Raw genomic sequence first — 25,169 nt, 5'->3', positions numbered from 1 at the left:
GCCGCAACCCCCAAAGATTGCGGCGTCCCTGTCAGCTCATTCGCTGCACCGGACCGGGTGCGACGGCGGTGCGTACGACGGCGGTCAGCGGCCCTGCGAGACCAGCTCGCCGTCGTCGTCCCGTGCCATGGCCGCGTCGCCGGCGTCCCCGGCGGGAGTATGTTGCCCTGCGGAAACGCCGGGCAGGCCGGCGGCCAGCCGCTCAGCTTCCTCGCCGCCGACGGCTTCGCCGCGGGCCACCATGCCGGCCGTATCGGACAGCGGGATCTGCTTGAGGGTGATGGCCAACAGCAGGGCAATGGCGATGAACGGCACCAGGTACCAGAACACCGGGGCCAGCGAATCAGCGTAGGCATTGACGATGGCGTCCCGCAGCTGTTCCGGGAGCTGGTTCATGGCCTGCGGGTCCAGGGTGCTGGTGGACTGCGATGCCTGCTCGGCCGATGCGCCCGCACCGGTGAAAGCGCTGGTCAGCGACTCGGACAGGCGGGTGGTGAACAGGGATCCGAAAATCGCCACGCCCATGGCGGCGCCCACCTCGCGGAAGTAGTTGTTGGTGCTGGTGGCGGTGCCGATCTGCTCCGCCGGCACGGAATTCTGCACCACCAGGACTACTACCTGCATGATCAGGCCCAGCCCGGCGCCGAAGACGAACAGCTGCACGCAGATCACCCAGATGGGTGTGCTCGCGGCCAGGGTGGTCATCCAGAGCATGGCGGCCATCGTGAGCGCAGCGCCCAGGATGGGGAACATCTTGTACTTGCCAGTCTTGGAAATCCGGATGCCCGAGTAGATGGAGGTACCCATCAGACCGGCCATCATGGGGAGCATGAGCAGCCCGGACTCGGCGGCGGAGGTGCCGGAGGACATCTGCAGGAACGTGGGAACGAACGCGATGGCCGAGAACATGCCCAGGCCCAGGGTAAAGCCGATGGCGGTGGCGTTGATGAAGATGCGGTTGCGGAACAGGCTCAGCGGGATGATGGGGTCTTCCGCACGGCGCTCCACGAAGACAAACGCGGCGGCGGACACCAGCAGGCCGGCGCCGAAGGCCCAGGTAAGGGGTGAATCCCAGCCCTCGTCCTTCTTGCCGCCGAAGTCGGTGAAGAAGATCAGGCAGGTGGTGGCGACGGAGAGCAGCACAACGCCCAGGACATCGATCCGCTTCTCAGCCTTCTTGTTCGGCAGCGTCAGGGCGAACCAGGCGATGGCGAAGGCGGCCAGGCCAACGGGGATGTTGATGTAGAAGGCCCATTCCCAGGTGAGGTGGTCCACGAAGAAGCCGCCCAGCAGCGGACCGGCCACGGCGGACAGGCCGAAGATGGCGCCCAGCGGGCCCATGTACTTGCCGCGGTCCTTGGCCGGAACGATGTCGGCGATGATGGCCTGGGAAAGGATCATGAGTCCGCCGCCGCCCAGCCCCTGGATGGCGCGGAAGATGACGAAGCCCCAGAAGTCCGTGGCCAGCGCGCAGCCCAGTGAGGCGAGGGTGAACAGGGCGATGGCCACCAGGAACAGGTTGCGCCGCCCCAGGATGTCACCGAATTTCCCGTAGATGGGCATCACGATGGTGGTGGCCAGCAGGTATGCGGTGGTGATCCAGGCCTGGTGTTCCACGCCGCCGAGCTTGCCCACGATGGTGGGCATGGCGGTGGAGACGATGGTTTGGTCGAGGCTGGACAGCAGCATTCCGGCGATCAGGGCCGAGAAGATGATCCAGATGCGTTTTTGGGTCAGCAGCAGGGGCCCTGCCGGCGGTGTGGCGGTTGCGGTACTCATGCGTTTCCTTCTGCTGCGGCGGTGGCCGTGCTGTCGAATGGTTGGGAGAAGAGGAGGCTTGCTGCCGAGATGTTTTCCAGCAGCAGCTCCGGGTAGCTGCGGGTGTTGCCGTCGGAGAAGTAGGCCATGCTGCTTTTGCGGGCGATGGTGCTGAGCAGCACCACGGCCATCTGCACGACTGGGTGGTCCGGCGCCACCCCTTCACGCCGTGCGACGTCGCGGGCGAACTGCGCCTCGCGCTGTTCTGTCACCCCGATGATCCGCAGGATGAGCTGGGGCTCCTTCTTGACCACAGCGATCAGTTGACGGGTTTCCTCTTCGGAGGCCGACATGCCGTCGGCCAGCCGCAGGGAGAGTTTCACCAGGTCCTGGAACAGCGTGGGGGAGATGTCGCCTTCGGGGGAGCCCGCGCCGCCGGCGACGAATTCTTCGATGATGTCCGCCGGTACGTCGTCCTCGGCGTGGCCGATGATGGCGTCTTCCTTGGCGGGGAAGTAGTTGAAGAAGGTCCGGCGTGAGATGCCGGCCGCTTCGCAGACTTCCTCCACGGTGTAGCCACTGAGGCCCCGCGCCGAGGTCAGGGCCCTGGCGGCGGCGGTGATGGCGGTCCGGGTGGCGGCCCGTTTGCGTTCCCGCAGGCCAGGATCGGAATTTGCACTATCAGTCACAAAGTAAAGTTTTGCACTAAGTCATGAATGGTGCAACTTTTGGCTTAGGTCGGGCGGGAGGGGCTTAAAGTACGACGGCGGCCGCCCGCCTTCGCTGGGAAGGTGGGCGCCGCCGTCGGGCGCTAAGTGCTTTAGGCCTTGTGGGCCGGTGCCGTCATGGTGGTGACGTCCAGTGCCTTGTCGAGGTCAGCCTCGGAGACCTTGCCTTCGCCATCGCCGACGAAGCCGAGCTTCTCGGTGGCCTGGCGGATGGTCAGGCCCTCCTTGACGGCGGTCTTGGCGATCTTGGCTGCGTTTTCGTAGCCGATGTACTTGTTCAGCGGCGTGACGATCGAGGGGGAGGCCTCGGCCAGGAAGCGCGCGCGCTCCACGTTGGCCGTGATGCCGTCGATCATCTTGTCTGCCATCACGCGGCTGGTGTTGGCCAGCAGGCGGATGGACTCGAGCAGGTTCGCGGCCATCACCGGGATGCCGACGTTGAGCTCGAATGCGCCGTTGGTGCCGGACCAGGCGATGGCGGTGTCGTTGCCGATGACCTGGGCGGCCACCATGATGGATGCCTCGCAGATGACCGGGTTAACCTTGCCCGGCATGATGGAGGAGCCGGGCTGCAGGTCCGGGATGGCGATTTCGCCGAGGCCGGTGTTGGGGCCGGAACCCATCCAGCGCAGGTCGTTGTTGATCTTCATGAAGGAGATCGCGATGTTGCGCAGCTGGCTGGACGCCTCGATCAGGCCGTCGCGGTTGGCCTGTGCCTCGAAGTGGTCGCGGGCCTCGGTCAGCGGCAGGCCGGTGTCCGTGGCGAGCAGTTCGATAACCCGCTCCGGGAACCCGGCGGGGGTGTTGATTCCGGTACCCACGGCGGTGCCGCCCAGCGGGACCTCGGCCACGCGGGGGAGCGCGGCGTTGATGCGTTCGATGCCGTAGCGGACCTGAGCGGCGTAGCCGCCGAACTCCTGGCCCAGGGTCACCGGAGTGGCGTCCATCAGGTGCGTGCGGCCGGACTTGACGACGTCCTTGAACTCAACGGCCTTGCGCTCCAGCGACTCGGCCAGGTAGCCAAGGGCGGGGATCAGGTCGTTGATCAGCGCAGACGTGGCGGCCACGTGCACGGACGTGGGGAACACGTCGTTGGAGGACTGTGAAGCGTTGACGTGGTCGTTGGGGTGGACCACCTTGTCGCTGCCGGCGGCCTTCAGTGCGCGCGTGGCCAGCTCTGCCAGGACCTCGTTGGTGTTCATGTTCGAGGAGGTGCCGGAACCGGTCTGGAAAACGTCGATGGGGAAGTCGCCGTCGTACTTGCCGGCTGCCACCTCGTCGGCAGCGTCGGCAATCGCCTTGGCCAGCTCGCCGTCGAGCACGCCCAGTTCTGCGTTGGCCTGGGCAGCTGCCTTCTTGACCTGTGCCAGCGCCTCGATGTGGGTGCGCTCCAGGGTCTTGCCGGAGATGGGGAAATTCTCTACTGCCCGCTGCGTCTGCGCGCGGTACAGTGCGTTCACGGGGACGCGGACTTCGCCCATCGTGTCATGTTCAATGCGGAACTCTTCAGTGGAAGTCATGGGGCTAGCTTATGGCTCCCGGCCGCCCCATCGAAAACCGTGAAGCGGGCCCCGGGGCGGCCTGCCCGGCCGTCCCGGGACCCGCTCCACGGGTCCGTCAATGGTTGCTAGAGCTCGCCGATTCCGGAAACAAGGTCGGCGCGGCCCTCGGCCAGCCGGTACGAAAGCCCGATGACCGCTGTGCGGCCTTCCTCGATTGCGTCGGAAATCACACGCGAGCTGTCTACAAGGCGCTGGGATGTCTGCTTGACGTGCTCCACCACCATGTCGTTGACCTCCGGCTGGCCGTTGCGCAGTGAGGTCAGGACAGACGGGGTGATGCGCTCCACGAGGTCGCGGATGAAGCCGGCGGGCATGTCGCCGGTCTCGACGGCCGACTTGGTGGCTGTGACGGCTCCGCAGCTGTCGTGGCCAAGGATCACGATCAGCGGCACCCCGAGCACACCGACGCTGTACTCGAGCGAGCCCAAGACAGCGTCGTCAATGACCTGGCCGGCGGTGCGGACCACGAACACGTCGCCGAGGCCCACGTCGAAGATGATTTCCGCGGCAAGCCGGGAGTCGGAGCAGCCGAAGATCACCGCGAACGGATGCTGGGTCTCCACCAGGGACGACCGGTGGTCGGCGTTTTGGTTCGGATGGGAGGATTCGCCATTGACGAATCGTTCGTTGCCTTCGCGCAGGCGGCGCCAGGCCAGTGCAGGAGTCAGATTAGTAGCCACGCTTACTACATTAAGGTGCGGCGGGTGCCGACGGTGAAACTGTGACGGCCGGGTTGCTGTCCATGGATTTCACGACGGCGTCGGCCAGGATGCCGAATTCGTCCAGCTGCGCCGCGCCGGAGAGGACCACGGTGGTGCCGCGGTAGTCCAGCACCATCGACTTCTCGCCCTTGCCCGTGTCCCGGAGCTCCCATTCCTGGCCGCCCGCGCTGCGGGTCCCGGTCACCGGGGCGTTCTTGGTCTGCTGCAGGAGCCACGTGGGGTTGGCCTTGCTGGTCTGCACCAGGGCGATGAAGGACTCCTTGGGGGTCAGGAAGCCCACCTCCCATGTGGGGACGCCGTTGCCGGTCCCCGCTTCCCAGCGCGCATAGTTGGCACGGAACGCGTTCCCGGTATCAGGCGCCGCGGGTGTGAATCCCGCCACATCCGCCGCCCGCTGGGAGATGCCCGCGACGTCGATGTCCGGGCGGTATCCGTCGCTCTTGGGCAGCGGGTTCATGAGGATGACGGGAAGGAACGCGGCGATGCTCACCACCAGGGCGATGACCATGCCGATGACCGAAGCATTCGCCCGCTTGGCCGCTGCCGCCGGAATGACAGGCTTTACGGGGGCGCCTGCGTCCCTGGCGCCGGCCCCGCCGCTGCCTCCGGTTCCTGCCGGGTCAGGGGTGGGGCTGGTCTTCTCCTGCATCTCATTCACCCCTCCATAGTCGCCCATGCCGGCATGGGACTTCCATTCGGCGCCTCCCGGAGGGAGTCCCGCACACCGCGTGCACATTGCGGGTGTGCGTCATCCGCCGTCCGGCACCGCGTCCCGCGACTATGATCGAAAGCAGAGGAATCACCGTCCAGCTGCTCCGGCGGGACGGGTTCAATGATCGCCACTCGAAGAAGAGGTTAACGTGTCACCAGCGTCCATGACCCAGAAGTACTCCACGATCTCACCGTCCCTTGCTGTGGGCAACGATGAGCCGGACCGCAACCTTGCCCTCGAGCTCGTCCGCGTCACCGAGGCAGCAGCCATCGCCGGCGGACACTGGGTGGGCTTCGGCGACAAGAACACCGCCGATGGTGCAGCCGTCGACGCCATGCGCTCCTTCCTGCAGACCGTCCACTTCAACGGCGTTGTGGTCATCGGCGAAGGCGAAAAAGACGAAGCCCCCATGCTGTTCAACGGTGAACGCGTCGGCGACGGCACCGGCCCCGAATGCGACGTTGCCGTTGACCCGATCGACGGGACCCGGCTGACCGCCCTGGGCATCAACAACGCCCTGGCCGTCCTCGCCGTGGCCGAACGCGGCTCCATGTTCGACCCCTCCGCCGTCTTCTACATGGAAAAGCTCGTCACCGGGCCGGAAGCTGCTGACATGGTGGACCTGCGCCTGCCCGTCAAGCAGAACCTGCACCTGATCGCCAAGGCCAAGGGCGTCAAGGTCAACCAGCTCAACGTGATGATCCTGGACCGCGACCGCCACCGCCCGCTGGTCGAGGAGATCCGCGAAGCCGGCGCCCGCACCAAGTTCATCATGGACGGCGACGTCGCCGGCGCCATCGCTGCAGCCCGTTCCGGCACCGGCGTTGACGCCCTGATGGGCATCGGCGGCACCCCTGAAGGCATCGTGGCTGCCTGCGCCATCAAGTCCCTCGGCGGCGTCATCCAGGGCCGTCTGTGGCCCACCAGCGACGAAGAGAAGCAGAAGGCGATCGACGCCGGCCACGACCTTGAGCGGGTCCTCTCCACCAACGACCTCGTCTCCAGCGACAACTGCTACTTCGCGGCGACCGGCATCACCGACGGCGACCTGCTGCGCGGCGTGCGCTACTCCAAGGACAAGGTCCTCACCCAGTCCATCGTGATGCGGTCCAAGTCCGGCACCATCCGCTTCGTGGACGGCGAGCACCAGGCCAGCAAGTGGGAAGGCTACGCCCGCAAGAGCTGACCACAGTTCCCCGGAAGCCCCGGAGCGCCCAACGGCGCTCCGGGGCTTCGGCGTTAAAGGCTGGTATAGGGTTTAAGCCATGATTCCTGCTGTTGTGCCCTGTACTGACCGCGCCCTCTGGGATGAATCCGTCGACATGTTCAACGGGCATCCGCAGCAGCTCTGGGGCTGGGGAGAGACCAAGGCCATGCACGGCTGGTCGGTGGACCGGGTGCTGCTGAAGGACGGCGAGGCCACCGTCGGAGCCGCCCAGCTGCTGGTCCGCCCGCTGCCGCTGCCTTTCCGGGCACTGGTCTACATCCCCAGGGGCCCGATGTGCTCGGTGGAGGACACCCAAGCCGTCCTCAACAGCCTTGCTGACCATGCCGCCATCCGGCACCGCGGCGTGGCCCTGAGCATCGAACCCGACTGGGACAAGGACTCGGCCTACGCCGGGGCCGTGGCTGGGGCGGGATTCCGGGAAACCACCAACACGGTGCTCATTCCGCGGACCCTGATCCTGGACCTCACCCGGACCGATGACGAGCTCATGGCCGAAATGTCGAAGTCGACCCGGGCCAACATCCGGAAGGCGATGCGCAGCGAGGTCGAATTCCGCAAGGTCAAGAACGAGTCCGAGCTCGAACAGGTCCTGGCCATCTACCACGAGACAGCCGAGCGTGCCGGGTTTGGCATCCACGAGGACCAGTACTACCGCGACATCTTCCGGAACCTTGGTGACGGCTCGCCCATCATTGGAGCGTTCGACGGCGAGCAGCTGCTGGCGTTCGTCTGGCTCGCCCGCAGCGGCGCCACGGCGTTTGAACTCTACGGCGGCGTCTCGGCCGAAGGGCAGAAGCAGCGCGTGAACTACGGCGTCAAGTGGGCTGCCCTGCAGGCCATGCGGGAGGACGGATGCTCCCGGTACGACTTCAACGGCCTGCTCAACGACGGCATCTCCGATTTCAAGAAGCAGTTCGCGAAGCACGAAAACATGCTGCTGGGAACGTGGGAAAAGCCGCTCTCACCGTTCTACCCGGCCTACTCGAAAGCGATGCCACTGGCCCGCCGCGGGCTCCAGACCGCCCGGCGGCTGGCCAAAGCCGCCGCCGGACGGGCACGGACGCTGCTGCGCCGGGGCTAAAGGCCGGTCGTTACAGCGAACGCCAGTGCCGCCTCGGCGCTGTCCGAGGCCAGGTGCACGTTCACCGGAGCCTCGGCGGCGGCGAGGAAAGCACTGGCGCCGCGCTCCAGGCGCAGGTCGCCCTTGGGTGAGTCCAGGTAGATTCCGCCGGCCACCACGATCACCACTGCTGCGCCGGACTGTGCCAGCGGCACCGGGCCGTCGCCGGGCGAGAGCTCAATCCGCTGGAGCTGGAACTCAGCGAAGGGCGGCCGGAAAAGTTCCTGGCCCAGGTCCGACCGTTCGGCTTCCAGCATGGGGACCGCCACCGGGCTGAAGTCGATGGTGCGCAGCAGTTCCGGAACATCAACGTACTTCGGCGTGAGGCCACCGCGCAGCACGTTGTCCGAGGACGCCATCACCTCCACCCCCAGGCCGTGCAGGTAGGCATGCACGTTGCCCGCGGGGAGGTATACGGCCTCGCCCGGCTGCAGCGAGAGGCGGTTCAGCAGCAGGGAGATCAGCACCCCGGGGTCGCCCGGGTACTTCTCGTTCAGGCTGATAACTGTGCCGAGCTCGGCCTCATAAGGCGCCAGGCTGCCACCGATCAGTGCGGCAACCACCTGGGACGTGGCCGTGGCGACGTCCTCGCCGCCGGTGATGAGCCGTTCAAAGGCCCTGCGCAGGCCGGCGCCTTCATCACCGGCATGGGCTTCGCCGTCGAGGTCCGAAAGCAGGGCCGCCACCAGGGCAGCGCCCTCACGCCCGGAATCCCCGGGGCTTCCACCTTCATGGCTGACGGTGTCCGCAACATGCTGCAGGATCCCGCGGGTGGCTGCTACTGACCGGAAGCCGCAGAGGGCCTCGAACGGCGTCAGCGCCAGGATCATTTCCGGTTTGTGGTTGTCGTCCCGGTAGTTGCGGTGCGGGGCGTCCGGGGCCACGCCCTCAGCGTTTTCACGGGCGAACCCGGCCTGCGCCTGCTGCAGGCTGGGGTGGACCTGGAGGGACAGCGGCTGGGCAGCGGCAAGGATCTTCGCCAGGAACGGTAGGCGCGGGCCGAAACGTGCCACAGACTCCGCCCCCAGGAAATGCTCCGGGTCAGAGGTGATCAGCGCGTCCAGCGGAGCGGTGCTCCGGTCCTCCGGGACATGGGCGGTGGACGGCGAGTCAGGGTGGGCGCCTATCCAGAGTTCAGCTTCAGGGGCCCCGGACTCGGACCGGCCCAGGAGGGCTGCGATGGCTGTGGTGGATCCCCACGCGTAGTCCCGGAGGACGTTGTCAATCTCGTACAAAACCGTTCCGTTTCTTGGTTGGGACTGTCAGGGCGGTTCCGCCATGCGCGCTAGAGCGGCGCGCACTGGCCGTTCGTTGCTACGAGCTGCCGGATGGCTTCCTCGTTGCCTTCGCTCTTGAGCTGGTTCAGCATCTCGGCAGTGATCGGTTCGCCGTCGGGCGTGGTGGTCACCGGGGTGAAGTCCGACGGCGCCGGGGTGGCCTGCTGCGCAGTGCTCCCGCCGGCCTGCAGCACGTCGGGGGAGCGGCTGCCGGATGCTTGCACGTGCCCGCCGCCCGCGGCTGGTACTGCCATGACGTCGTCGGCCGTTCCTGCCGACTGGGCGCCGGATGCGGAGGCCAGCAACTGGTCCACCCGCTCGTGGATCTGGTCGAAGTCCGGCACCGTGGAGAACGATGCATCGAAGTCCGGCGGGCCGAGGGTGAGGCGCTTGGCCTCCTTGCCCTTGGCCTTCATGGCGAGGTCCACAAAGCTGCCCAGCTGCGACGAGGAGATGTTGGAGTCGACTACCTTGGTTCCGGCCTTGGCAATGTCCTCGAACTTGGCGAGGAGGGTGGCCGGATCGAGCTGCTTGAGCATGGCCTGCTGCACGCACTGCTGGCGCTGGATCCGGGCGTAGTCGTCCACGTACTCGCGGGACCGTCCGTACCACAGCGCCTGGTCGCCGTTCAGGGTCTGCTCGCCGGCCGGGATCCAGCCGAGCGGCATGCCGTGCGTCTTGGTGGCTTCGTCGAAGTAGCCGCTCATGGGAACCCAGCCGCCGGCCTTGATCCTGATCCCGCCCATGGCGTCGATGAGCGTGGAGAACCCTTCCATGTCCACCAGCACGTAGGCCTGGATGGGCATCCCCAGCGTTCCGGACACCGCTTCCATGGTGGCCTGGGCGCCGGGGTCGGCAACGCCCGGGTAAAGGTCCGCGTACTGGTTGGTGACTTCGGTGTTGATGGCGTTGATCAGGCATTCGTCGCCGCAGTTGTAGCCGTCCGGGTAGACCGACCGCATGGGCGAGCCCTCACTGAACTGGGCGTTCTGGAAGTTGCGGGGAATGGAGATGATGGCCGTCTGCCCGGTCTTGGCATCGACGCTGAGCACCGACAGGCTGTCCGGCCGGCGGCCGGTGCGGTCATCACCGGCGTCGCCGCCCATCATGAGGAAGTTGTAGCGTCCGTCCACGGGATCGATGGCCGGACCGGAGGAGAAGATGCTGCCAATGGCGTTGCGCCCCACGTTGAGCAGGTACGCCGAGTAGCCCAGGGATCCGCTGCTGATGACCAGCGCCAGGACCAGGGCGATGCCGACGCCCGGCCGCGCGCCGGGAACCAGCAGCACAGGCCGGATGAGCCGCAGGGTATTGATGAACAGGACAGCCCAGCCGATGGCGAGGGCCACCAGGACGAGGATGATCACCAGCGAGGCGAACTGGTTGGTGATGACGTTGATGAGCAGTGGCCGGTTGAAGAGCAGCAGCAGGAGCGCAAGGACGATGGCCGCCCAGGCGCAGAGCGTCACGCGCAGCGCCGTCCGCCCCAGTTTGCGGTCGCCCGCCACGAGCTGCGCGCTGCCCGGAACGAACAGCGTCAGCAGGATCAGGACGAACGCGCGCTTGGTCCGCACCGGCGGCGAAGCGCTCACCGGGTAGCGGACCGGGTCTGTCAGGGACGTGTCAGACCCGGACTGGGGGACCTTGCTGCTGGACATTCCGGCGGTCCTAACGGTTGCCCCGCAGTGTTCCGCTGCCCTCGGCGAAGACCTCGCTGACCTTCTGCCGGAGGTTGGCACCCTTGCGGGAGGCCACAGCGTTGAGGTCCGCGGCGAACTCGAGCAGGTCCGCGCGAAGGGACGCGGCGAGTTCGTCGGTCCCGGAAGCCAGCATGCGCACGGCCAGCAGGCCTGCGTTGCGGGCTCCGGCGATGGACACCGTGGCTACGGGCACGCCGGCGGGCATCTGGACGATGGACAGCAGGGAGTCCATGCCGTCCAGCGTCTTCAGCGGAACAGGCACCCCGATGACCGGCAGGGGAGTGACGCTGGCCAGCATGCCGGGCAGGTGTGCCGCGCCGCCGGCACCGGCGATGATCACGCGAAGGCCGCGCTCGTGGGCGGTCTGGCCGTACCGGATCATCTCCGTGGGCATCCGGTGCGCCGACACCACATCGGCCTCGAACGGGATGCCGAATTCTGCCAGCGCTTCAGCCGCCGCTTCCATGACGGGCCAATCCGAATCGGAGCCCATGACCAGCCCTACCAGGGGACTTGCCGCGGATCCGTTGGCCGGTGTGGTGGGGGCGCTCATGCGTTCTCCTCGAATGTCATGGGCGGCTCTTCTGCAGGTGCCCGCCCGTCACGGATGATGCCGGCCACAATCCCGGCCCGGCGCCGCACTGACTCTACTTCCGTGGTGGAGGCGCCCACCAGATTGACGTGGCCGATCTTGCGGCCGGGCCGCACCGACTTGCCGTAGCAGTGCACCTTGGCCGCCGGTTCGCTGGCCAGGGCCTGCGGGAATGCCGCATACAGGTCCTGGTTGTCGCCGCCCAGGAAGTTCTTCATGACTGTTACCGGAGCCAGCGCATCGGTAGCACCCAGTGGAAGGTTCAGGACTGCACGCAGGTGCTGCTCAAACTGGCTGGTCACTGCCCCGTCCTGGGTCCAGTGCCCGGTGTTGTGCGGGCGCATCGCCAACTCATTGATCAGGAAGCCCGCCCCGGTCCCGGGAGTCTCAAACAGTTCCACCGCCAGCACACCGGTCACACCAAGTTCTGCGGCGATCCGCAGCGCGGCGTCCTCGGCTGCTGCCGCAACCTCCACGGGGATGTCCTGTGCGGGGGCGATGACTTCGTCGCACACGCCGTCCACCTGGATGGTGTGGACAACAGGCCAGGCACGGGCCTCGCCGTCGGGGGTCCGTGCCACCAGCGCTGAAAGCTCCCGGGTAAACTCCACCTTGGCCTCCGCCAGGAGCGGGCTCATGGCAGCGAACCAGTCGGCTGTTTCGGCCGCCTCGTCCGCCGACCCGACGATCCTGACGCCCTTGCCGTCGTAGCCCCCGCGCGGAGTCTTCAGGACTACAGGCCAGCCGGTGTCATCGCCGAAGCGCACCAGGGCAGCAACGTCGTCAACGGAGGCCCACACCGGGTTGGGCAGTTCCAGCCGGTCAATGGCTGCCCGCATCACCAGTTTGTCCTGGGCGTGAATGAGGGCGTCGGGGCCTGGCTGGATGTTGACTCCGGCCTCCTGGAGTGCCCGGAGGTGGGCAGCCGGGACGTGCTCGTGGTCAAAGGTCATGACGTCGAGGTCCTTGGCAAAGTCCAGGAGCGTCTGCAGGTCCTTGTAGTCTCCCACCGGGGAAGTGGACACCGCGGAGACGGCAGAGACGTCCTCACCTTCCGCCAGGACTCGAAGTTCGAAGCCGAGGGCAGTCGCGGCTGGGGCCATCATTCGGGCAAGCTGGCCGCCGCCAACAACACCTATTACTGGAAAAGTCACATCTGCCAGCCTACCGAAAACCGCTGGAGAACCCGGCTTCCGGCCGTGGCGGAAAGCGAGATTCGAGGTAACGCGGCCCCTCAAGCGAGGTTTATTGGGAGGCTCCTCCAAGGTTCGAGGCGCTAAAATGGATCTCTGGCCAAAAGGCCCACACGTTATACGGCCTTGGAGGGTCATGATTTCCGCACTTGCAGACCGCATCCGGGGCCTGGCGTCGCTGTTTTGGCGCGAGGTTGCCAAATTTGGGGCGGTGGGCGGTGTGGCCTTCGTCATTGACAACGGCCTGACGTATTACCTCATGCACGGCCCCATGACGGACAGCGAAGCGAAGGCGCGGTTCGTTGGCGCCACGGTGGCTACCGTCTTCTCGTGGATCGCCAACCGTTTCTGGACCTTCCGCCACCGACGCCAGGACAATGTGCTGCGCGAGTTCGTCATGTTCGTCCTCATCAACGGCATTGGCATCGGCATCTCCACCGGATTCACGGCCCTGGCCAAGTACGGGCTCGGCGTCACCGACAAGAACCTGCTGTTCCTGGCCGGTGTGGTGGGCATCCTGGTGGCCACCGTGGTGCGCTTCTTCGCCTACCGCTTCCTCGTGTTCAACAAGGAGCTGGACGAAGAGCCGGAATTCTCGCACGACCACGAGCTCATCGAAATGCACCACCACGGTGCGCCGGTGGCCGCAGACAACGAGCGCCAGCCGTCCGCGGACGGTCCGGCCAAGTCCTAGCTGGCCATTGCCGGCCCCTGGCCGGTGTCAGTTGCCGTGGATGCGTTCGGCGGTGAGCAGCTTGTCGGTCAGCTGGACGTCCGGGTGGGTGATCACCACGGATCCGTCCTGCTTCCATGCCCCGAGGGCATCGGCCAGCGCCGCCTCCAGGCCGTCCGCGGCCGGAATGTGCAGCCGAACGCCGCCGTCATGGCTGGCGGCGAATCCCTCCAGCAGGTCCCGCTGTAGGTGCTCACGGCCGTCCGATCCTGAGATGGCCCGCGCCAGGGGATCGGGATCGGCATGCGCCAGGAAAACATCTCCATGGAGGCGTACTTCGGCCGCGTAGTCGAGGCAGCCGACGGCCAGCTCACCCGGCCACCGCATGGCCAGGGCGGGAAGCGCGACGGCGATCACGGCGTCGTAAGTCCCTTCTGCCGCTTCCTGCCCGGCCGCCTTTCCGTTCAGCAGGTCGGGGTCGGCAGTGACGAGGAAGTCGGCGCCCTCGCCCTCCAGGACGGTTTCCAGGCCCAGCTGCCACGCGGCAAGGGCCCACACCATCGTTTTCCAATGCGCGGGCAGGGCCAGCCTGATCTTCATGCCGGGCTCGGCATCGAGCTCATCCTGCAGCAGGTTGCTGGTCTTCGCTACCCAGTTGTCCAGGACCCGGCCGGAAAGTTCCACGCGCTCGCCCTCCGGCCCGTACCACGTCAGCCGCGGTGCAGTGGAGTTGCCTGAGCGGAGGCTGTTCATCAGCTGGATTGCCGGAGTAGTCATGCCTCCATCCTGCCACTGGCCGCCGTGCCGGTCATCCGGCGCGGTGGTGCCGACATCAGGGGGCCGGTGCCATATGAGATCTTTATCACACGAAGTAGTAAGCGGGCTTGCTAATTTCTTCGAAGGACGCTATTTTCGCGCGGCGACAGCGATTCCAGCCCGCTTTCCGTCCTTTTGGCCGGTGGGAGTGGGGGTGGCGTCGCCAGGGGGTAAAAATTCCCGGGCGTGGCGTGCACGTGGTTCGCCGCGGTCACTGATTATTATCCCGGCTGCGGCTTGACTCGCCTTAGTTACACACGTGTAATTAGATATCTAAAGGCAACTGCGTAAATACCGGCACACAACCGAGTGTCCACGTATCCAGGCAGTGGCTGCAACATCAGGAGGGTCGCCGTGGGGCAAGCAGAGCGTATCCAGGAAGATGCCGTCGTGGCCGGACAGGCTACGGCAAGGTACCGTGCCCGGGGGGTGCCCAGTGATTGGTACGTGGATCCCGCCGATCCCGCCGCCGCTGAACGCTACAACAGCAACACCGGCACTGGACTTGAAGACCAGGCCACTGCCTTCCTGGCAGCCCACGAAGCCCTTCTCGATGGCGGCGCGGAACCGGAAGACGAACTCGATCCGCCCATGGAACTCGCTGCTCCGGGAACGGTGCAGCCGGTGTGGATCGGCCTGCCGTTCCAGCAGGACTTCGACGACGAAGGGGAGCTGGGCTGGCAGACGGACGCCCTGTGCGCCCAAACCGATCCTGAAGCTTTCTTTCCGGAAAAGGGCGGCTCCACCCGTGACGCCAAGAAGGTCTGCGGTGCGTGCAACGTCCGCTCCCAGTGCCTGGAGTACGCGTTGGCCAATGACGAACGGTTCGGCATCTGGGGAGGCCTTTCCGAGCGTGAGCGCCGACGACTGAGGAAGCGAGCGGTCTAATTCACCAGGATGTCCATGTCACTGCCGTTGTGGTTGCCCACAACGGCAGTGCCTATCTCCCCAGAACGCTTGCAGGTCTAGCGGACCAGACCCGGCCGGTCGACTATGCAATAGGCGTCGATACAGGGTCCGGTGACGACTCCCGGACCCTTCTCGAAAACACCTTGGGCCGAGCCCATGTCGTCTCCCATGATCACGGGAAGGGCGGCATGGGCGCCGCTGTGTCCGCAGCCCTTTCGGAGCTGGCCCCGGGCGGGGCAGGCAGGGCCGACCGCAAACCGGAGTGGATCTGGCTGCTCCACGACGACGCCGCACCCGCCCCGGAGGCCCTGGCCGAACTGCTCGGTGCCGTGGAACGTGCGCCGTCAGTGACCGTTGCCGGCTGCAAGCAACTGGACTGGCACGAGGAACGTAAGCTCATCGACGTCGGGCTGTCCACCAGCAGGTGGGCGGAACGGCTGACGCTCATCGACGCCGACGAGCTTGACCAGGGCCAGTACGACGGCCGCAGCGACACCTTCGCCGTCAACTCGGCGGGTATGCTCGTGCGGCGGGACGTGTGGGAGCAGCTGGGCGGGTTCGACCCCGGGCTCCCGGGCACCGGGGACGACGTCGATTTTTGCTGGCGGAACCGCCTGGCAGGGCACCGGGTTGTCGTGGTACCGGCAGCCCGGATGTTCCACGTGGCGCACAGGCCGCACGGCCTGGGTAACCCGGCAGCAGCCAGAAAGGCCCAGGTACACCTGCGGCTGAAGCACGCGCCTTTGTGGATGGTCCCGGTGCATGCTGTGGGAGCCCTGCTCGGAAGCCTCTTCAGGCTGGTCCTGAGCATCGTGGTGAAGGACCCGGCCCACGGAATCACGCAAATCGCTGCCACCTTCGCCGCCCTGGTGCGGCCACGAACCATTGCCCGGGCAAGGAAGTCGGCGCGGCAGACCCGGCGCATCCGCCGGTCCGTGATCCGCAAGCTCCAGACGCCGCGACGGGAAGTCTGGAGCCACCGGCGTTCCCTGATGGAAGCCATTGGCGCGGACGACAACCCCGCAGATGAACTTGAACAGGACCCCCTGGCACACCAGCCCACGGGTGACTCCGCAGACGATTTCGCCGCACTGGCAACCCGGAAGCGCGGCTGGGTGGGCAACGGTGCCCTGGCCGCCTTCATCATCGCTTCCCTTGCCTCGCTGTTGGGCCTGGCAGGCCTTCTCCGTGCTGAGGCTGTGGCCGGCGGTGGCCTCATTCCCATCTCCACTGGCCTGGGGGACATTTGGCAGAACGCCTCCGGCTGGTGGATCAATCTTGGTGCGGGACTTCCCGGCCACGGAGACCCCTTCGACTACGTGCTGTGGATCCTGGGGGTACTGGGAGGCGGCAACGCGAACGCCGCCATGGCGTGGCTTATCATCCTTGGCACGCCACTGTCCGGACTGACGGCATGGTTCGCCGCAGGCGGGTTGACCACCCGGCGGCGACTTCGCCTGGTTGCCGCGCTGTTCTGGTCGGCTGCGCCGGCCCTGCAGGTTGCCCTGAACCAGGGGCGGGCCGGAGCCCTCGTGGCGCACCTGATGGTTCCCTTGGTTGTCCTGGCCCTGCTGCGGGCCACGGGTTCCGCCGTGGGCCACGGCCGCCATGCAGTACCGCAACCAGGCCTGCGTGCAGCTGACAAACCGGCCGTCCGGCCAGGAATCAACGGAACACCTTCCTGGACTGCCGCGGCCGCGGCGGGGCTTGCCCTCGCCGTCACGGTTGCTTCCGCGCCTTCCCTCCTGGTCCCGGCAGCCCTGGTCATCATTATCTGTGGGCTTCGGATGGGCCGCCGCGGCCGCACCGTTTGGTGGGCCCTCCTGCCCAGCGCTGCTTTGTTCATCCCGTTCGGCATTTCGGTTCTCGACAGGCCGCGTGCCCTGTTGGCCGACCCCGGCATGCCCCTGCCCTTCGCGGCTGCTCCGCTCTGGCAGCAGCTCCTGGGCCAGCCGCTGGCGTTCGACCCCGCCAAGGGGCTGGTGGGGTTGCCGCTCTTTGCGGACGGCGCGCTGCCGTGGGCCCTGGCATTGGTGGTCCTCCTGGCGGCACCGGTACTCATCCTTGCAGTCGTGGCCCTTTTCGCCACGGGACGCGGGTCCGGGACGGTGCGGGCGCTGTGGGCAGCGGCCACCATAGCGCTGGCCTGCGGATGGCTGGCCACCCAGGTGGCCACTGGTGCCACCGCTGACAGCCTCGTTAGCCCATTCACCGGACCTGCCGTGTCCGCCGCCGCGTTTGCCCTCCTGGGTGCGGGCCTGCTCGGAGCGGAACGGCTCCTGAACGCAGCCGGCCGGGCCGCCGCCAGGAAACCGCGCCGTGCAACGGCAGCCAATGCGGCCGTAGCAGTGGGCATGGCGGTGCTTCTTGTGGGGCCGGTCGTCAGCATGGCCGCATGGTCCGCCCCAAACCTGCTCCGGACCGGCACAGCGACTGCGGCGCCAGCCGTTCCCGAAGAATCCGAAGCACCCGGGCTCGGTACCGCCAGGCTCGTAGAGGCGGCCGGTATCCGCACCCTTCCAGCCACCGCAATCGACCGCGGAACCGGCGCTGAGCAGACACGGACACTGCTGATCGGTACCCGCGAAGACGGTACCTACGACGCGTCCCTGATGCGTGGTGCGGGAACCACGCTGGACAGCCTGTCCGCTATCGCCGCTGCCCGGGGCATCACGGGTGCTGCGGGAGCCGAAACGGTGCGCGGCGACGACGACGTTACAGCGTCCGTGCGGAGGGTAGTGGCCACGCTGGTTGCCGGGCAAGGCGTTGACCCGCGAGAAGACCTTGAGAAGCTCGGCGCCGGATTCGTGGTCCTGCGCTCCGCCGATACCGCGGCTCAACTGACCGCAAGCCGGATGGACGCAGTCCCGGGGCTTGTGGCTGTGGGACAGACCGACGTGGGCTGGCTCTGGCGCATCACGTCCCGGAACCAGTCCGCCACGCAGGCGGCGGAAGTTGCCCACCGTGTCCGGATTACAGACAGCAACGGCGCCACACTGGCCATGGTGCCATCGGGGGTGAACGACGTCGACACCTCCGTTTCCGGTGGCCCGGAAGGCCGTCTGGTTGTCCTGGCCGAACGCGCCGATGCTGGCTGGACCGCCTGGCTTGATGGCCGGAAGCTCACATCCACCACGTCAGGATGGGCGCAGGCGTTCACGCTGCCTGCTTCGGGCGGACAGCTGACAGTCCGCTACGAAAACCCCTGGTCCTGGTGGATTGGAGCAGCCCAGATCACGGTCATCGGCCTGACGGTCATGCTCGCCATTCCCATGCCGGTCAACAGGCCCAGGACCGGGCTGTCACGTGACGAAGGCGCCCTGCGTAAGGAAAAGCAGAATGCATGAGCACCCCACCCGTCCCGCCGCAGCCGATGCCGGATCGGGGCAGGACCGGAACGGCCTGCAAGGCCAGAAGGACTCCGGCGCGGCAGATGCCCCCGCCGGCGGGAAGCGGCGGAAGGCGGCCCTTGCGGGGGCTGCCACAGCCGTCCTTGTCCTGGCGTGCGCCGGAGGCGTCGTTGCCGCAGGTTCATTGCTGCCCAAGGCCGCTTCCAGCCGAAGCGTCCAGCCTGCTGCTGCCGCTGTTCCCGCCGGAACCAGCGTGGGTGTGTGCCCGGGCCCGGCCCGCCTCCTGGAAGGCACCGAAGCAGGAACCGATCCGCAGTTCAGCCCCGAGTCGGACACCGCCGCCACCAGCGTGACCGGCGCGGTACTGGGGACTGCGGGGGTGGTACCCGGAAGCCGGCTGTCGCGGCTGGACGGGGCCACCGCCGTCGAGATCGCCAAGGCTCCGGGCGCACCGGCGTCCGAAGGCCCGCGGCAGGAGCTGCTGGCCGGTACGGTGTCGGGCCGTGGCGTGGATTCGGTCACTGTCCTCAGCGCCGACGCCGTGGCCAACCAGAAGGCGTCCGCCGCGGGGGCCATGATTTTCAGGGCAACGGACGGTGACCTGCAGGGTTCGGCTGCGGCCAACTGCCTGCAGCCCTCCAACGACCAATGGCTTGCCGGAGCCAGTACCACCGTGGGCCGGACATCGGTGCTGGTCCTGAGTAATGCATCCAGCAGCCCGGCCACCGTCAGCCTCGAGCTGTTCGGCGGGAAGGGGCAGATCCAGGCGCCGGGAAGCCGCGGCCTGCTGGTGGCGCCGGGAACCACACGTTCAGTGGTGCTGGCCGGGCTGGCGCCCGGCGAGGAACAGCTGAGTGTCCGTGTCCGCAGCACCGGCGGTCCCATCGCGGCGGCCATCCAGCAGAGTGTCCTGCGCGGCCTGACGCCCGGGGGAGTGGACTTCATCACGCCAGGCACCGCGCCTGCCGTCCGCCAGGTGATGACAGGCGTTGACATCCAGGACGCCGCCGGCATCGCCGCGCTGACCGGCAAGCCCGGGTATGCAGACGCCGCGCCCGCGCTGGAGATCACCGTGCCTGGGCCGTCCGACGCCGTGGTCGAGGTCAAGCTCTATGGCCGGGACGGCCAAAAGGCACTCCCGTCCGGCGGCGTGATCACAGCCAAAGCCAATTCCATTACCGAAGTATCCCTGGCCGGGGTGCCGGCCGGGAACTACACGGTAGCGGCGTCGTCCGACGTTTCGTTTGTGGCGGCAACGCGCATCACCCGCGGGCTGCAGGCGAACCAGCCCTCGGACCTCGCCTGGGCGGCATCCGGAATCCGGCTGGGCAGCCAGCATGTGGTGGCCGTGCCCAAGGGCGGCACCCGCCAGCTCGTATTCGGCGCCCTCGACGCCAGGGCCACGATCACCTACGCCGCGATTACCGCCGACGGCAAGGTAAAGGCACCGGCCACCGCCGACATCGCCGGCGGAACCACAGCCTCCATCACCGTTCCCAATGAGGCAGACGGTGCCGAGGTTGTGGGCTACGTGGTGTCAGCATCCGGCGACGCCGCTTATGGTGCGGTCCTGGTGGGACAGGATGGCCGCAGCGACGTCTCATCGCTGCCGTTCCAGGCTGCAGCCGCCGGACAGGAAACGGTCCCGGTAGCCCTGGGCTACTGACCCGCCTGCGCGTTCAGTAGCGGCGCCGGTACACCGGGTCCAGGGTTTCGGGCGCCACGCCCAGCATCTCGGCAGTGTGCTCAACGACGACGTCGTGAACCATGTCCTGGAGTTCCTCCACACCCGGGCAGGCCTGTTCCACGACGCGCCGGTAGACGGTGATCAGCGGCCCGTCATCCCCGGCAGCCGGCGTGTAGGCGCCCATGGGTGCGGGTGCGCCGGTGGCGGCCAGGAGTTCCAGCTCCGGTGGAATCTCATCAACGCCGAACCTGACGCCGTCCAGGGTCTTTCCCCAGATATCGTGCAGCCGCTGGGCCGATTCCAGCACCATGTCATCGAAGCGGTCGCCGCGCGTCCGGTAGCCGGGGTGGGTGGGAAGCATGACTTCCCCGCGCAGGCCACGGCCGTGACGGTTCCGCCGGCGCCGCATGAAGCTCCGGCCAGCTGCGGACGCCCCGGTGGTGGAATCGGTATCCGGGTCAGCCAACCGGACCGTCAGGCCTGAATTCTGGTTCGATGACTGCATACATTGACTTTAAACCCGGACCGGGGATTCCGCGACAGATTCGCCCCGCAGCGAAGGCGCGTCCGGGCACGGGCCCCAATGCGGCGTTTTGGCTTGGGCGCAGAGTAGTCTGTGATGTCGTGGGAGCTATCCGTCAGTGTTCAAGATCTGCCTGCCGCCAATCGGCGGTGGCCACCCTGACGTATGTGTACGCGGACTCCACCGCTGTCCTGGGTCCCCTTGCCACATACGCAGAACCGCATTGCTACGACCTCTGCGAACAACACGCCGACTCGCTGACCGTTCCCCGCGGCTGGGAGGTCCTGCGGCTGGCCATGCCCTCGACTCCGCAGCAGCCCGGCCCGGACGATCTCCTCGCCTTGGCCAACGCGGTGCGGGAGGCGGCAGCGGTGCCGGCCCAGGCGCCGCAGCAACCCGCGCAGCGCGGCCAGCATTCCGCCTTGGAGGCGCCTGCCGGGGCCGAAGGGATCCGAAGGGGACACCTGCGCATCCTTCGCGAGCCGTCCTGAGCCCTTTCTGGCGGTAGGCTGGAACCTGCACACCATTTCCGCTACCGGCGCGAGCGCGCCCGCCAGGGAGCCTGAACCTATGCCAAAAATCAGTTCCGAACTGTTGTCTGTCCTGCGTTGCCCCGTCACGGGCTCGCCCCTGGTGCAGGAAGGCGAGGAACTGGTGGCCACGGCCGCGGCGGCGGACGGCGTGAAGCCCCGCTACGCCATCGAGGACGGCATTCCCCTCCTCCTGCCCCCGGAACTCCTGGCTGCCGCGACGGCCGCCGGGTCCGACCAGCATGACTCCGACCCCGCCGAAGGCGCCATCCGCTAACACCGCCGGCCCCGGTGCATTATTCCCGGAGCCCCGCCCTCAGCGGAACACGAACAACTTCCATTCCAGGCCCTCCGGAAACGCTGATGCGGCCTGTTCATGATTTTCCCGGACACAGCAAAGGACCATCCATGACCTTCGATTACAAAGTTGCCGATATCTCCCTGGCCGAGGCCGGAAGGCACCAGATCCGCCTGGCCGAGCACGAGATGCCCGGCCTGATGTCCCTCCGCGAGGAATTCGGCGCCAGCCAGCCGCTGAAGGGTGCCCGCATCGCGGGCTCCCTGCACATGACGGTACAGACCGCCGTGCTGATCGAGACCCTCACCGCGCTCGGTGCCGAGGTCCGCTGGGCGTCCTGCAACATCTTCTCCACCCAGGACGAGGCCGCCGCAGCCGTCGTCGTGGGCAAGGGAACGGTGGAGGACCCCCAGGGCGTCCCGGTCTTCGCCTGGAAGGGCGAAACGCTTGAGGAATACTGGTGGACCGCAGAACAGATCCTCACCTGGCCGGGTGCCGAGACCAACCCGGAGCTCGGCCCCAACATGATCCTTGACGACGGCGGCGACGCCACCATGCTGGTGCACAAGGGGGTGGAGTTCGAAGCAGTCGGCAACGTTCCGTCAGCAGATCCCACCGACTCCGAGGAATATGGCATCTTCCTCGACGTCCTGCGCCGGTCGCTGGCAGCCGATCCGCAGAAGTGGACCCGGACCGCCGCCACCATCAAGGGCGTGAGCGAGGAAACCACCACCGGCGTCCACCGCCTGTACCAGCTCGCCGAGCAGGGAAAGCTGCTCTTCCCGGCCATCAACGTCAACGACTCCGTCACCAAGAGCAAGTTCGACAACAAGTACGGCATCCGCCACTCGCTCCCGGACGGCATCAACCGGGCAACTGACGTCCTCATGGGCGGCAAGGTCGCCGTCGTCTGCGGCTACGGCGACGTCGGCAAGGGCGCGGCGGAAGCCCTCCGTGGCCAGGGCTCACGCGTGATCGTCACCGAAATTGACCCCATCTGCGCACTCCAGGCAGCCATGGACGGCTACCAGGTGGCCAAGCTTGAATCCGTGCTCGCCCAGGGTGACATCTTCATCACCACCACGGGCAACAAGGACGTCATCATGGCCGAGCACATGGTGGGCATGAAGAACAAAGCGATCGTGGGCAACATCGGCCACTTCGACAACGAGATCGACATCGCCGGACTGGCCAAGGTCCCCGGCGTCAGCAAAGTGGAGATCAAGCCGCAGGTGCACGAATGGGTCTTTGACCAGGGCACCGGCTCCGAGCGTTCCATCATTGTCCTGTCCGAGGGGCGCCTGCTGAACCTGGGCAACGCCACCGGCCACCCCTCCTTCGTGATGAGCAACTCCTTTGCGAACCAGACCATCGCCCAGATCGAGCTGTGGACCAAGAAGGACCAGCCCGCTGACGAGCGCGAGTACGCGAACCAGGTCTACGTCCTGCCCAAGGTCCTAGACGAGAAGGTGGCCCGCCTGCACCTGGACGCCCTGGGTGTGGAACTGACCGAGCTGACGAAGGACCAGGCTGAGTACCTGGACATTGACGCCGCCGGCCCGTACAAGCCCGAGCACTACCGGTACTAGAAGCCGCCGCCAACAAGCCGTTACCAAGAAGTAAGGTGCCCGGGCGCCCTCCGCGCCCGGGCCGTTACTTCCAGCGCCTAGGATCTGATCATGGAGCCTGAAGTCCAGCCCCGCCGCCCCCGGTCCCTCAAGAAGATGCTCATCATCGCCGTGGTGTGCATCCTCGCGGCTGCCGGCGGCGTGTTCGCCGCCGTCGCGCCCGGTCTTGCCGGCGGGGACCTGGAATCCGAAGCCGGGTCCGCTACCCGGACCTCTCCCGGCATCGCCTCACCGGTGGTGGCTGCGGTGAAGTCCGAAGCTTCCCCGGTCAACGGCGCCAAGCAGGTCAACCCCGCGGCCCCCGTGTCGTTGAAGATCAGCAACGGCACCATCGAGCGCGTGACGCTGACCAGCACTGCCGGCGAAAAGGTGGATGGCAGCATCGACCCTGCAGGCACCGGATGGACCGCCACCGCGCCGCTGAAGTTCAACACCGACTACAGCTACACGTTCGTGGTGAAGGACGGCGCGGGACGCGAAACGAGCACCACCCAGCAGTTCAGCACCGTCTCCAGTTCGCACGAGGCTGACGCCGCCGTGTACCCGCTGGACGGAATGAAGGTGGGCGTGGGCCAGCCGCTGCAGATCATCTTCAGCGAACCCGTACTCAACCGGGACGCCGTGGAGAAGGCCATCAAGATCACCAGCAGCGCCGGGCAGGTGGGCGCCTTCCACTGGTACAGCGACAAGATGGTGCGGTACCGGGCGGAAAACTTCTGGGCCGCGAATTCCACCGTCACCATGGACATGCAGATGTTCGGCGTGGACCTGGGCAACGGCCAGATCGCCAACTTCGACAAAAAAGTGAAGGTCAACATCGGGGACAAGAAGGTGGCCGTGGCGGACGCCACCGCACACACCTTCACCCTCAGCGTGAACGACCAGCCGGTGAAGACCCTGCCCGTCAGCATGGGGGACAAGCGGTTCCCGTCAGCCCGCGGCTACGGGGTCCTCATGGAAAAGAACCGGTTCGACCACTTCCGCGCCTCCAGCATCGGGCTGAAACCCGGCGACCCGGCCTACTACGGTGACGTGGATGTGGAGTACACCATCAGGCTGACGCTCAGCGGGGCCTACATCCACCAGGCGCTTGAATCCGCCTTCCCTTACATCGGCAATACGAACGTCTCGCACGGCTGCATCGGGTTCGCCCCCGACGGCGCCGCCTGGGTCTTCGACAACATGGGCACCGGCGACGTGGTCAACATCATTAACACCGAGGGGGACTACGCCGCCCACGATGACGGGTACGGCGACTGGAACATCCCCTGGGCTGAATACGACAACTGACGTCAGCTGCCGAAAGGCAGCCGCTGCAGCCGCTCGCCGACCTCCGTGTTGCGTTGGCGCTGCCGGGCAAGTTTGGTGAGTTCCCGGTTCCGCCGCTCGGCCACGACGGCGGCAAGGTAGTCGTCCGGGCCTGTCCCCGGCGGCGGCCCGGGGGCCACGTGGGCGGCGAGTTCGGTGGCGATGGACGCGGCCATGCCTGCCCGGGAGAGCGGCGCCATTCTGGCGGCCTGGCGGATGAACTGGGACGCCCGGCGTGCGGTGGCATCCGGTATGCGGCCGATGTCCGCCGTCCGGGCCCAGGCGCGCAGGCTTGGCGGGATGGAGACCGGAACCGGCCGCTCGGCAGCGACCCTGGTACGGATTGCGTACGTTCCCGCCATCAGGTCGCCCAGCCGCCGTGACTTGTCGTTGAAAAGTGCCACGGCAAGGGCCAGGCCGCCGAACGTCAGGTAGACCTCGAGGAAGCCGGTCAGTCCACGGATCAGGGCGTGCCGGAAACGGATGGCCCCGCCGTCGTCCCGCACCACCCGGAGGCCTGCGGCAAGCTTGCCCAGGGACAGGCCCCGGCTCAGTGTTTCCAGCCCCACCGGGACAACCACCAGGCAGAAGACCACGCTGCACAGGACCAGCGCACGCATGGCGGCCTCGTCAAGGTCTTCGCCGGCGGTGGCGAGGCCGATCAGGATGACCACCAGCAGGACCACATTGAAGAGGACGTCGAGGAACAGTCCCAGGGCGCGCGCCGCAAAGGAGGCGGGGCGCAGTTCCAGGACAACGGCCTCACCGGTGATGATCGATCCCACGTGCGTATCCGTTTCCTTGCGGCTATGTGCAGTCGGTCAAAGTCTAGTGCGGTGCCGCTAGGCTGGTGCC

At 66.9% G+C, this 25,169-nt stretch carries 22 protein-coding genes; 10 read left to right on the top strand and 12 right to left on the bottom strand.

All coding sequences use genetic code 11. The features are described from left to right. Positions 1-84 precede the first annotated feature (84 nt). The 5 genes from AC1DBN_RS11560 to AC1DBN_RS11540 all read right to left on the bottom strand — a co-directional run bounded on the left by AC1DBN_RS11560 (position 85) and on the right by AC1DBN_RS11540 (position 5,419). Positions 85-1,779, bottom strand: coding sequence for an MDR family MFS transporter (locus AC1DBN_RS11560; RefSeq protein ID WP_091718977.1), 1,695 nt, complete (start codon positions 1,777-1,779; stop codon positions 85-87). Then, positions 1,776-2,447: a TetR/AcrR family transcriptional regulator gene (locus tag AC1DBN_RS11555; RefSeq protein ID WP_477723239.1), complete on the bottom strand. Its 672-nt coding sequence runs from the start codon at positions 2,445-2,447 to the stop codon at positions 1,776-1,778. Before AC1DBN_RS11555 ends, AC1DBN_RS11560 begins: the two co-directional genes overlap by 4 nt. Positions 2,448-2,578: 131 nt before the next feature. Next, positions 2,579-4,006: a class II fumarate hydratase gene (locus tag AC1DBN_RS11550; protein ID WP_477723238.1), complete on the bottom strand. Its 1,428-nt coding sequence runs from the start codon at positions 4,004-4,006 to the stop codon at positions 2,579-2,581. Between the two features lie 107 nt (positions 4,007-4,113). Continuing rightward, entirely contained in the window at positions 4,114-4,728 is a 615-nt protein-coding gene (locus tag AC1DBN_RS11545; protein WP_091718984.1) for a carbonic anhydrase, read from the bottom strand. A gap of 10 nt (positions 4,729-4,738) precedes the next feature. Next, positions 4,739-5,419 carry a DUF4245 domain-containing protein gene (locus tag AC1DBN_RS11540; protein WP_231994527.1) on the bottom strand — a complete coding sequence of 227 codons (681 nt, stop codon included), beginning with the start codon at positions 5,417-5,419 and terminating at the stop codon, positions 4,739-4,741. Positions 5,420-5,645: 226 nt separating this feature from the next. On the opposite strand from AC1DBN_RS11540, the gene glpX reads away from it, so the two are divergent. Next, on the top strand, positions 5,646-6,668 hold the full coding sequence (gene glpX / locus AC1DBN_RS11535) for a class II fructose-bisphosphatase (RefSeq protein WP_171908945.1): 1,023 nt from the start codon (positions 5,646-5,648) through the stop codon (positions 6,666-6,668). Positions 6,669-6,747: 79 nt separating this feature from the next. Then, positions 6,748-7,791, top strand: a complete 1,044-nt coding sequence (locus AC1DBN_RS11530; RefSeq protein WP_314215302.1) for a lipid II:glycine glycyltransferase FemX — start codon at positions 6,748-6,750, stop codon at positions 7,789-7,791. Here the strand turns inward: AC1DBN_RS11530 and manA are convergent. The 4 genes from manA to AC1DBN_RS11510 are packed head-to-tail and all read right to left on the bottom strand — an operon-like array spanning position 7,788 to position 12,553. Then, the gene (gene manA / locus AC1DBN_RS11525; RefSeq protein WP_091718989.1) at positions 7,788-9,065 is read right to left on the bottom strand and encodes a mannose-6-phosphate isomerase, class I; all 1,278 of its coding nucleotides are present in this window, start codon (positions 9,063-9,065) and stop codon (positions 7,788-7,790) included. The two genes, AC1DBN_RS11530 and manA, sit on opposite strands and share 4 nt — an antisense overlap. Positions 9,066-9,115: 50 nt before the next feature. Further along, positions 9,116-10,765 carry an LCP family protein gene (locus AC1DBN_RS11520; RefSeq protein ID WP_091718991.1) on the bottom strand — a complete coding sequence of 550 codons (1,650 nt, stop codon included), beginning with the start codon at positions 10,763-10,765 and terminating at the stop codon, positions 9,116-9,118. A gap of 10 nt (positions 10,766-10,775) precedes the next feature. After that, entirely contained in the window at positions 10,776-11,360 is a 585-nt protein-coding gene (gene purE, locus AC1DBN_RS11515) for a 5-(carboxyamino)imidazole ribonucleotide mutase (protein WP_091718993.1), read from the bottom strand. Then, the gene (locus tag AC1DBN_RS11510) at positions 11,357-12,553 is read right to left on the bottom strand and encodes a 5-(carboxyamino)imidazole ribonucleotide synthase (RefSeq protein WP_091718995.1); all 1,197 of its coding nucleotides are present in this window, start codon (positions 12,551-12,553) and stop codon (positions 11,357-11,359) included. Before AC1DBN_RS11510 ends, purE begins: the two co-directional genes overlap by 4 nt. 175 nt (positions 12,554-12,728) lie before the next feature. Here AC1DBN_RS11510 and AC1DBN_RS11505 point away from each other — a divergent pair, with 175 nt between their 5' ends. Next, positions 12,729-13,286 (top strand): GtrA family protein, encoded by a 558-nt coding sequence (locus AC1DBN_RS11505; protein WP_091718997.1) that lies wholly within the window; start codon positions 12,729-12,731, stop codon positions 13,284-13,286. Positions 13,287-13,313: 27 nt separating this feature from the next. Here the strand turns inward: AC1DBN_RS11505 and AC1DBN_RS11500 are convergent, their stop codons facing one another. Further along, positions 13,314-14,042 carry a TIGR03089 family protein gene (locus AC1DBN_RS11500; protein ID WP_477723237.1) on the bottom strand — a complete coding sequence of 243 codons (729 nt, stop codon included), beginning with the start codon at positions 14,040-14,042 and terminating at the stop codon, positions 13,314-13,316. A 393-nt stretch (positions 14,043-14,435) separates the two neighbouring features. On the opposite strand from AC1DBN_RS11500, the gene AC1DBN_RS11495 reads away from it, so the two are divergent. Genes AC1DBN_RS11495 through AC1DBN_RS11485 form a run of 3 tightly spaced genes read left to right on the top strand, consistent with a single transcriptional unit; the run spans position 14,436 to position 20,006 of the window. After that, on the top strand, positions 14,436-14,969 hold the full coding sequence (locus tag AC1DBN_RS11495) for a WhiB family transcriptional regulator (RefSeq protein WP_477723236.1): 534 nt from the start codon (positions 14,436-14,438) through the stop codon (positions 14,967-14,969). Positions 14,970-14,998: 29 nt separating this feature from the next. Continuing rightward, on the top strand, positions 14,999-18,337 hold the full coding sequence (locus AC1DBN_RS11490; RefSeq protein ID WP_477723235.1) for a glycosyltransferase: 3,339 nt from the start codon (positions 14,999-15,001) through the stop codon (positions 18,335-18,337). Beyond that, positions 18,330-20,006 (top strand): DUF5719 family protein, encoded by a 1,677-nt coding sequence (locus tag AC1DBN_RS11485; protein ID WP_091719003.1) that lies wholly within the window; start codon positions 18,330-18,332, stop codon positions 20,004-20,006. Before AC1DBN_RS11490 ends, AC1DBN_RS11485 begins: the two co-directional genes overlap by 8 nt. A gap of 13 nt (positions 20,007-20,019) precedes the next feature. On the opposite strand, the gene AC1DBN_RS11480 is transcribed toward AC1DBN_RS11485, so the two are convergent. After that, positions 20,020-20,532: a metallopeptidase family protein gene (locus AC1DBN_RS11480; RefSeq protein WP_314215310.1), complete on the bottom strand. Its 513-nt coding sequence runs from the start codon at positions 20,530-20,532 to the stop codon at positions 20,020-20,022. Positions 20,533-20,651: 119 nt separating this feature from the next. Between AC1DBN_RS11480 and AC1DBN_RS11475 the strand changes: the two genes are divergently transcribed. The 4 genes from AC1DBN_RS11475 (at position 20,652) to AC1DBN_RS11460 (ending at position 24,296) form a co-directional block, all read left to right on the top strand. After that, positions 20,652-21,041 carry a DUF3499 domain-containing protein gene (locus AC1DBN_RS11475; protein ID WP_091719007.1) on the top strand — a complete coding sequence of 130 codons (390 nt, stop codon included), beginning with the start codon at positions 20,652-20,654 and terminating at the stop codon, positions 21,039-21,041. Between the two features lie 79 nt (positions 21,042-21,120). After that, a complete protein-coding gene (locus tag AC1DBN_RS11470) occupies positions 21,121-21,357 on the top strand; it encodes a Trm112 family protein (RefSeq protein WP_314215311.1) in 237 nt (78 codons plus the stop codon). Positions 21,358-21,488: 131 nt separating this feature from the next. Next, a complete protein-coding gene (gene ahcY / locus AC1DBN_RS11465; RefSeq protein ID WP_477723234.1) occupies positions 21,489-22,967 on the top strand; it encodes an adenosylhomocysteinase in 1,479 nt (492 codons plus the stop codon). Positions 22,968-23,057: 90 nt separating this feature from the next. Further along, a complete protein-coding gene (locus AC1DBN_RS11460; protein WP_477723233.1) occupies positions 23,058-24,296 on the top strand; it encodes a L,D-transpeptidase in 1,239 nt (412 codons plus the stop codon). A gap of 2 nt (positions 24,297-24,298) precedes the next feature. Here the strand turns inward: AC1DBN_RS11460 and AC1DBN_RS11455 are convergent, their stop codons facing one another. Further along, on the bottom strand, positions 24,299-25,099 hold the full coding sequence (locus AC1DBN_RS11455) for an RDD family protein (protein ID WP_477723232.1): 801 nt from the start codon (positions 25,097-25,099) through the stop codon (positions 24,299-24,301). Between the last annotated feature and the right edge of the window lie 70 nt (positions 25,100-25,169).

The sequence above is a fragment of the Pseudarthrobacter sp. 10T415 genome (assembly GCF_056394175.1).
The sequence above is the reverse complement of the archived record's forward strand: the minus strand, read 5'-3'. Positions and strand labels throughout refer to the sequence as shown.

Coding starts and splice junctions, on each gene's coding strand:
- AC1DBN_RS11560 (WP_091718977.1), bottom strand. CDS start 1,779: ATGAGTACCGCAACCGCCACACCGCCGGCAGGGCCCCTGCTGCTGACC.
- AC1DBN_RS11550 (WP_477723238.1), bottom strand. CDS start 4,006: ATGACTTCCACTGAAGAGTTCCGCATTGAACATGACACGATGGGCGAA.
- AC1DBN_RS11540 (WP_231994527.1), bottom strand. CDS start 5,419: ATGCAGGAGAAGACCAGCCCCACCCCTGACCCGGCAGGAACCGGAGGC.
- glpX (WP_171908945.1), top strand. CDS start 5,646: ATGACCCAGAAGTACTCCACGATCTCACCGTCCCTTGCTGTGGGCAAC.
- AC1DBN_RS11530 (WP_314215302.1), top strand. CDS start 6,748: ATGATTCCTGCTGTTGTGCCCTGTACTGACCGCGCCCTCTGGGATGAA.
- AC1DBN_RS11520 (WP_091718991.1), bottom strand. CDS start 10,765: ATGTCCAGCAGCAAGGTCCCCCAGTCCGGGTCTGACACGTCCCTGACA.
- purE (WP_091718993.1), bottom strand. CDS start 11,360: ATGAGCGCCCCCACCACACCGGCCAACGGATCCGCGGCAAGTCCCCTG.
- AC1DBN_RS11505 (WP_091718997.1), top strand. CDS start 12,729: ATGATTTCCGCACTTGCAGACCGCATCCGGGGCCTGGCGTCGCTGTTT.
- AC1DBN_RS11500 (WP_477723237.1), bottom strand. CDS start 14,042: ATGACTACTCCGGCAATCCAGCTGATGAACAGCCTCCGCTCAGGCAAC.
- AC1DBN_RS11485 (WP_091719003.1), top strand. CDS start 18,330: ATGCATGAGCACCCCACCCGTCCCGCCGCAGCCGATGCCGGATCGGGG.
- AC1DBN_RS11480 (WP_314215310.1), bottom strand. CDS start 20,532: ATGCAGTCATCGAACCAGAATTCAGGCCTGACGGTCCGGTTGGCTGAC.
- AC1DBN_RS11470 (WP_314215311.1), top strand. CDS start 21,121: ATGCCAAAAATCAGTTCCGAACTGTTGTCTGTCCTGCGTTGCCCCGTC.
- ahcY (WP_477723234.1), top strand. CDS start 21,489: ATGACCTTCGATTACAAAGTTGCCGATATCTCCCTGGCCGAGGCCGGA.
- AC1DBN_RS11460 (WP_477723233.1), top strand. CDS start 23,058: ATGGAGCCTGAAGTCCAGCCCCGCCGCCCCCGGTCCCTCAAGAAGATG.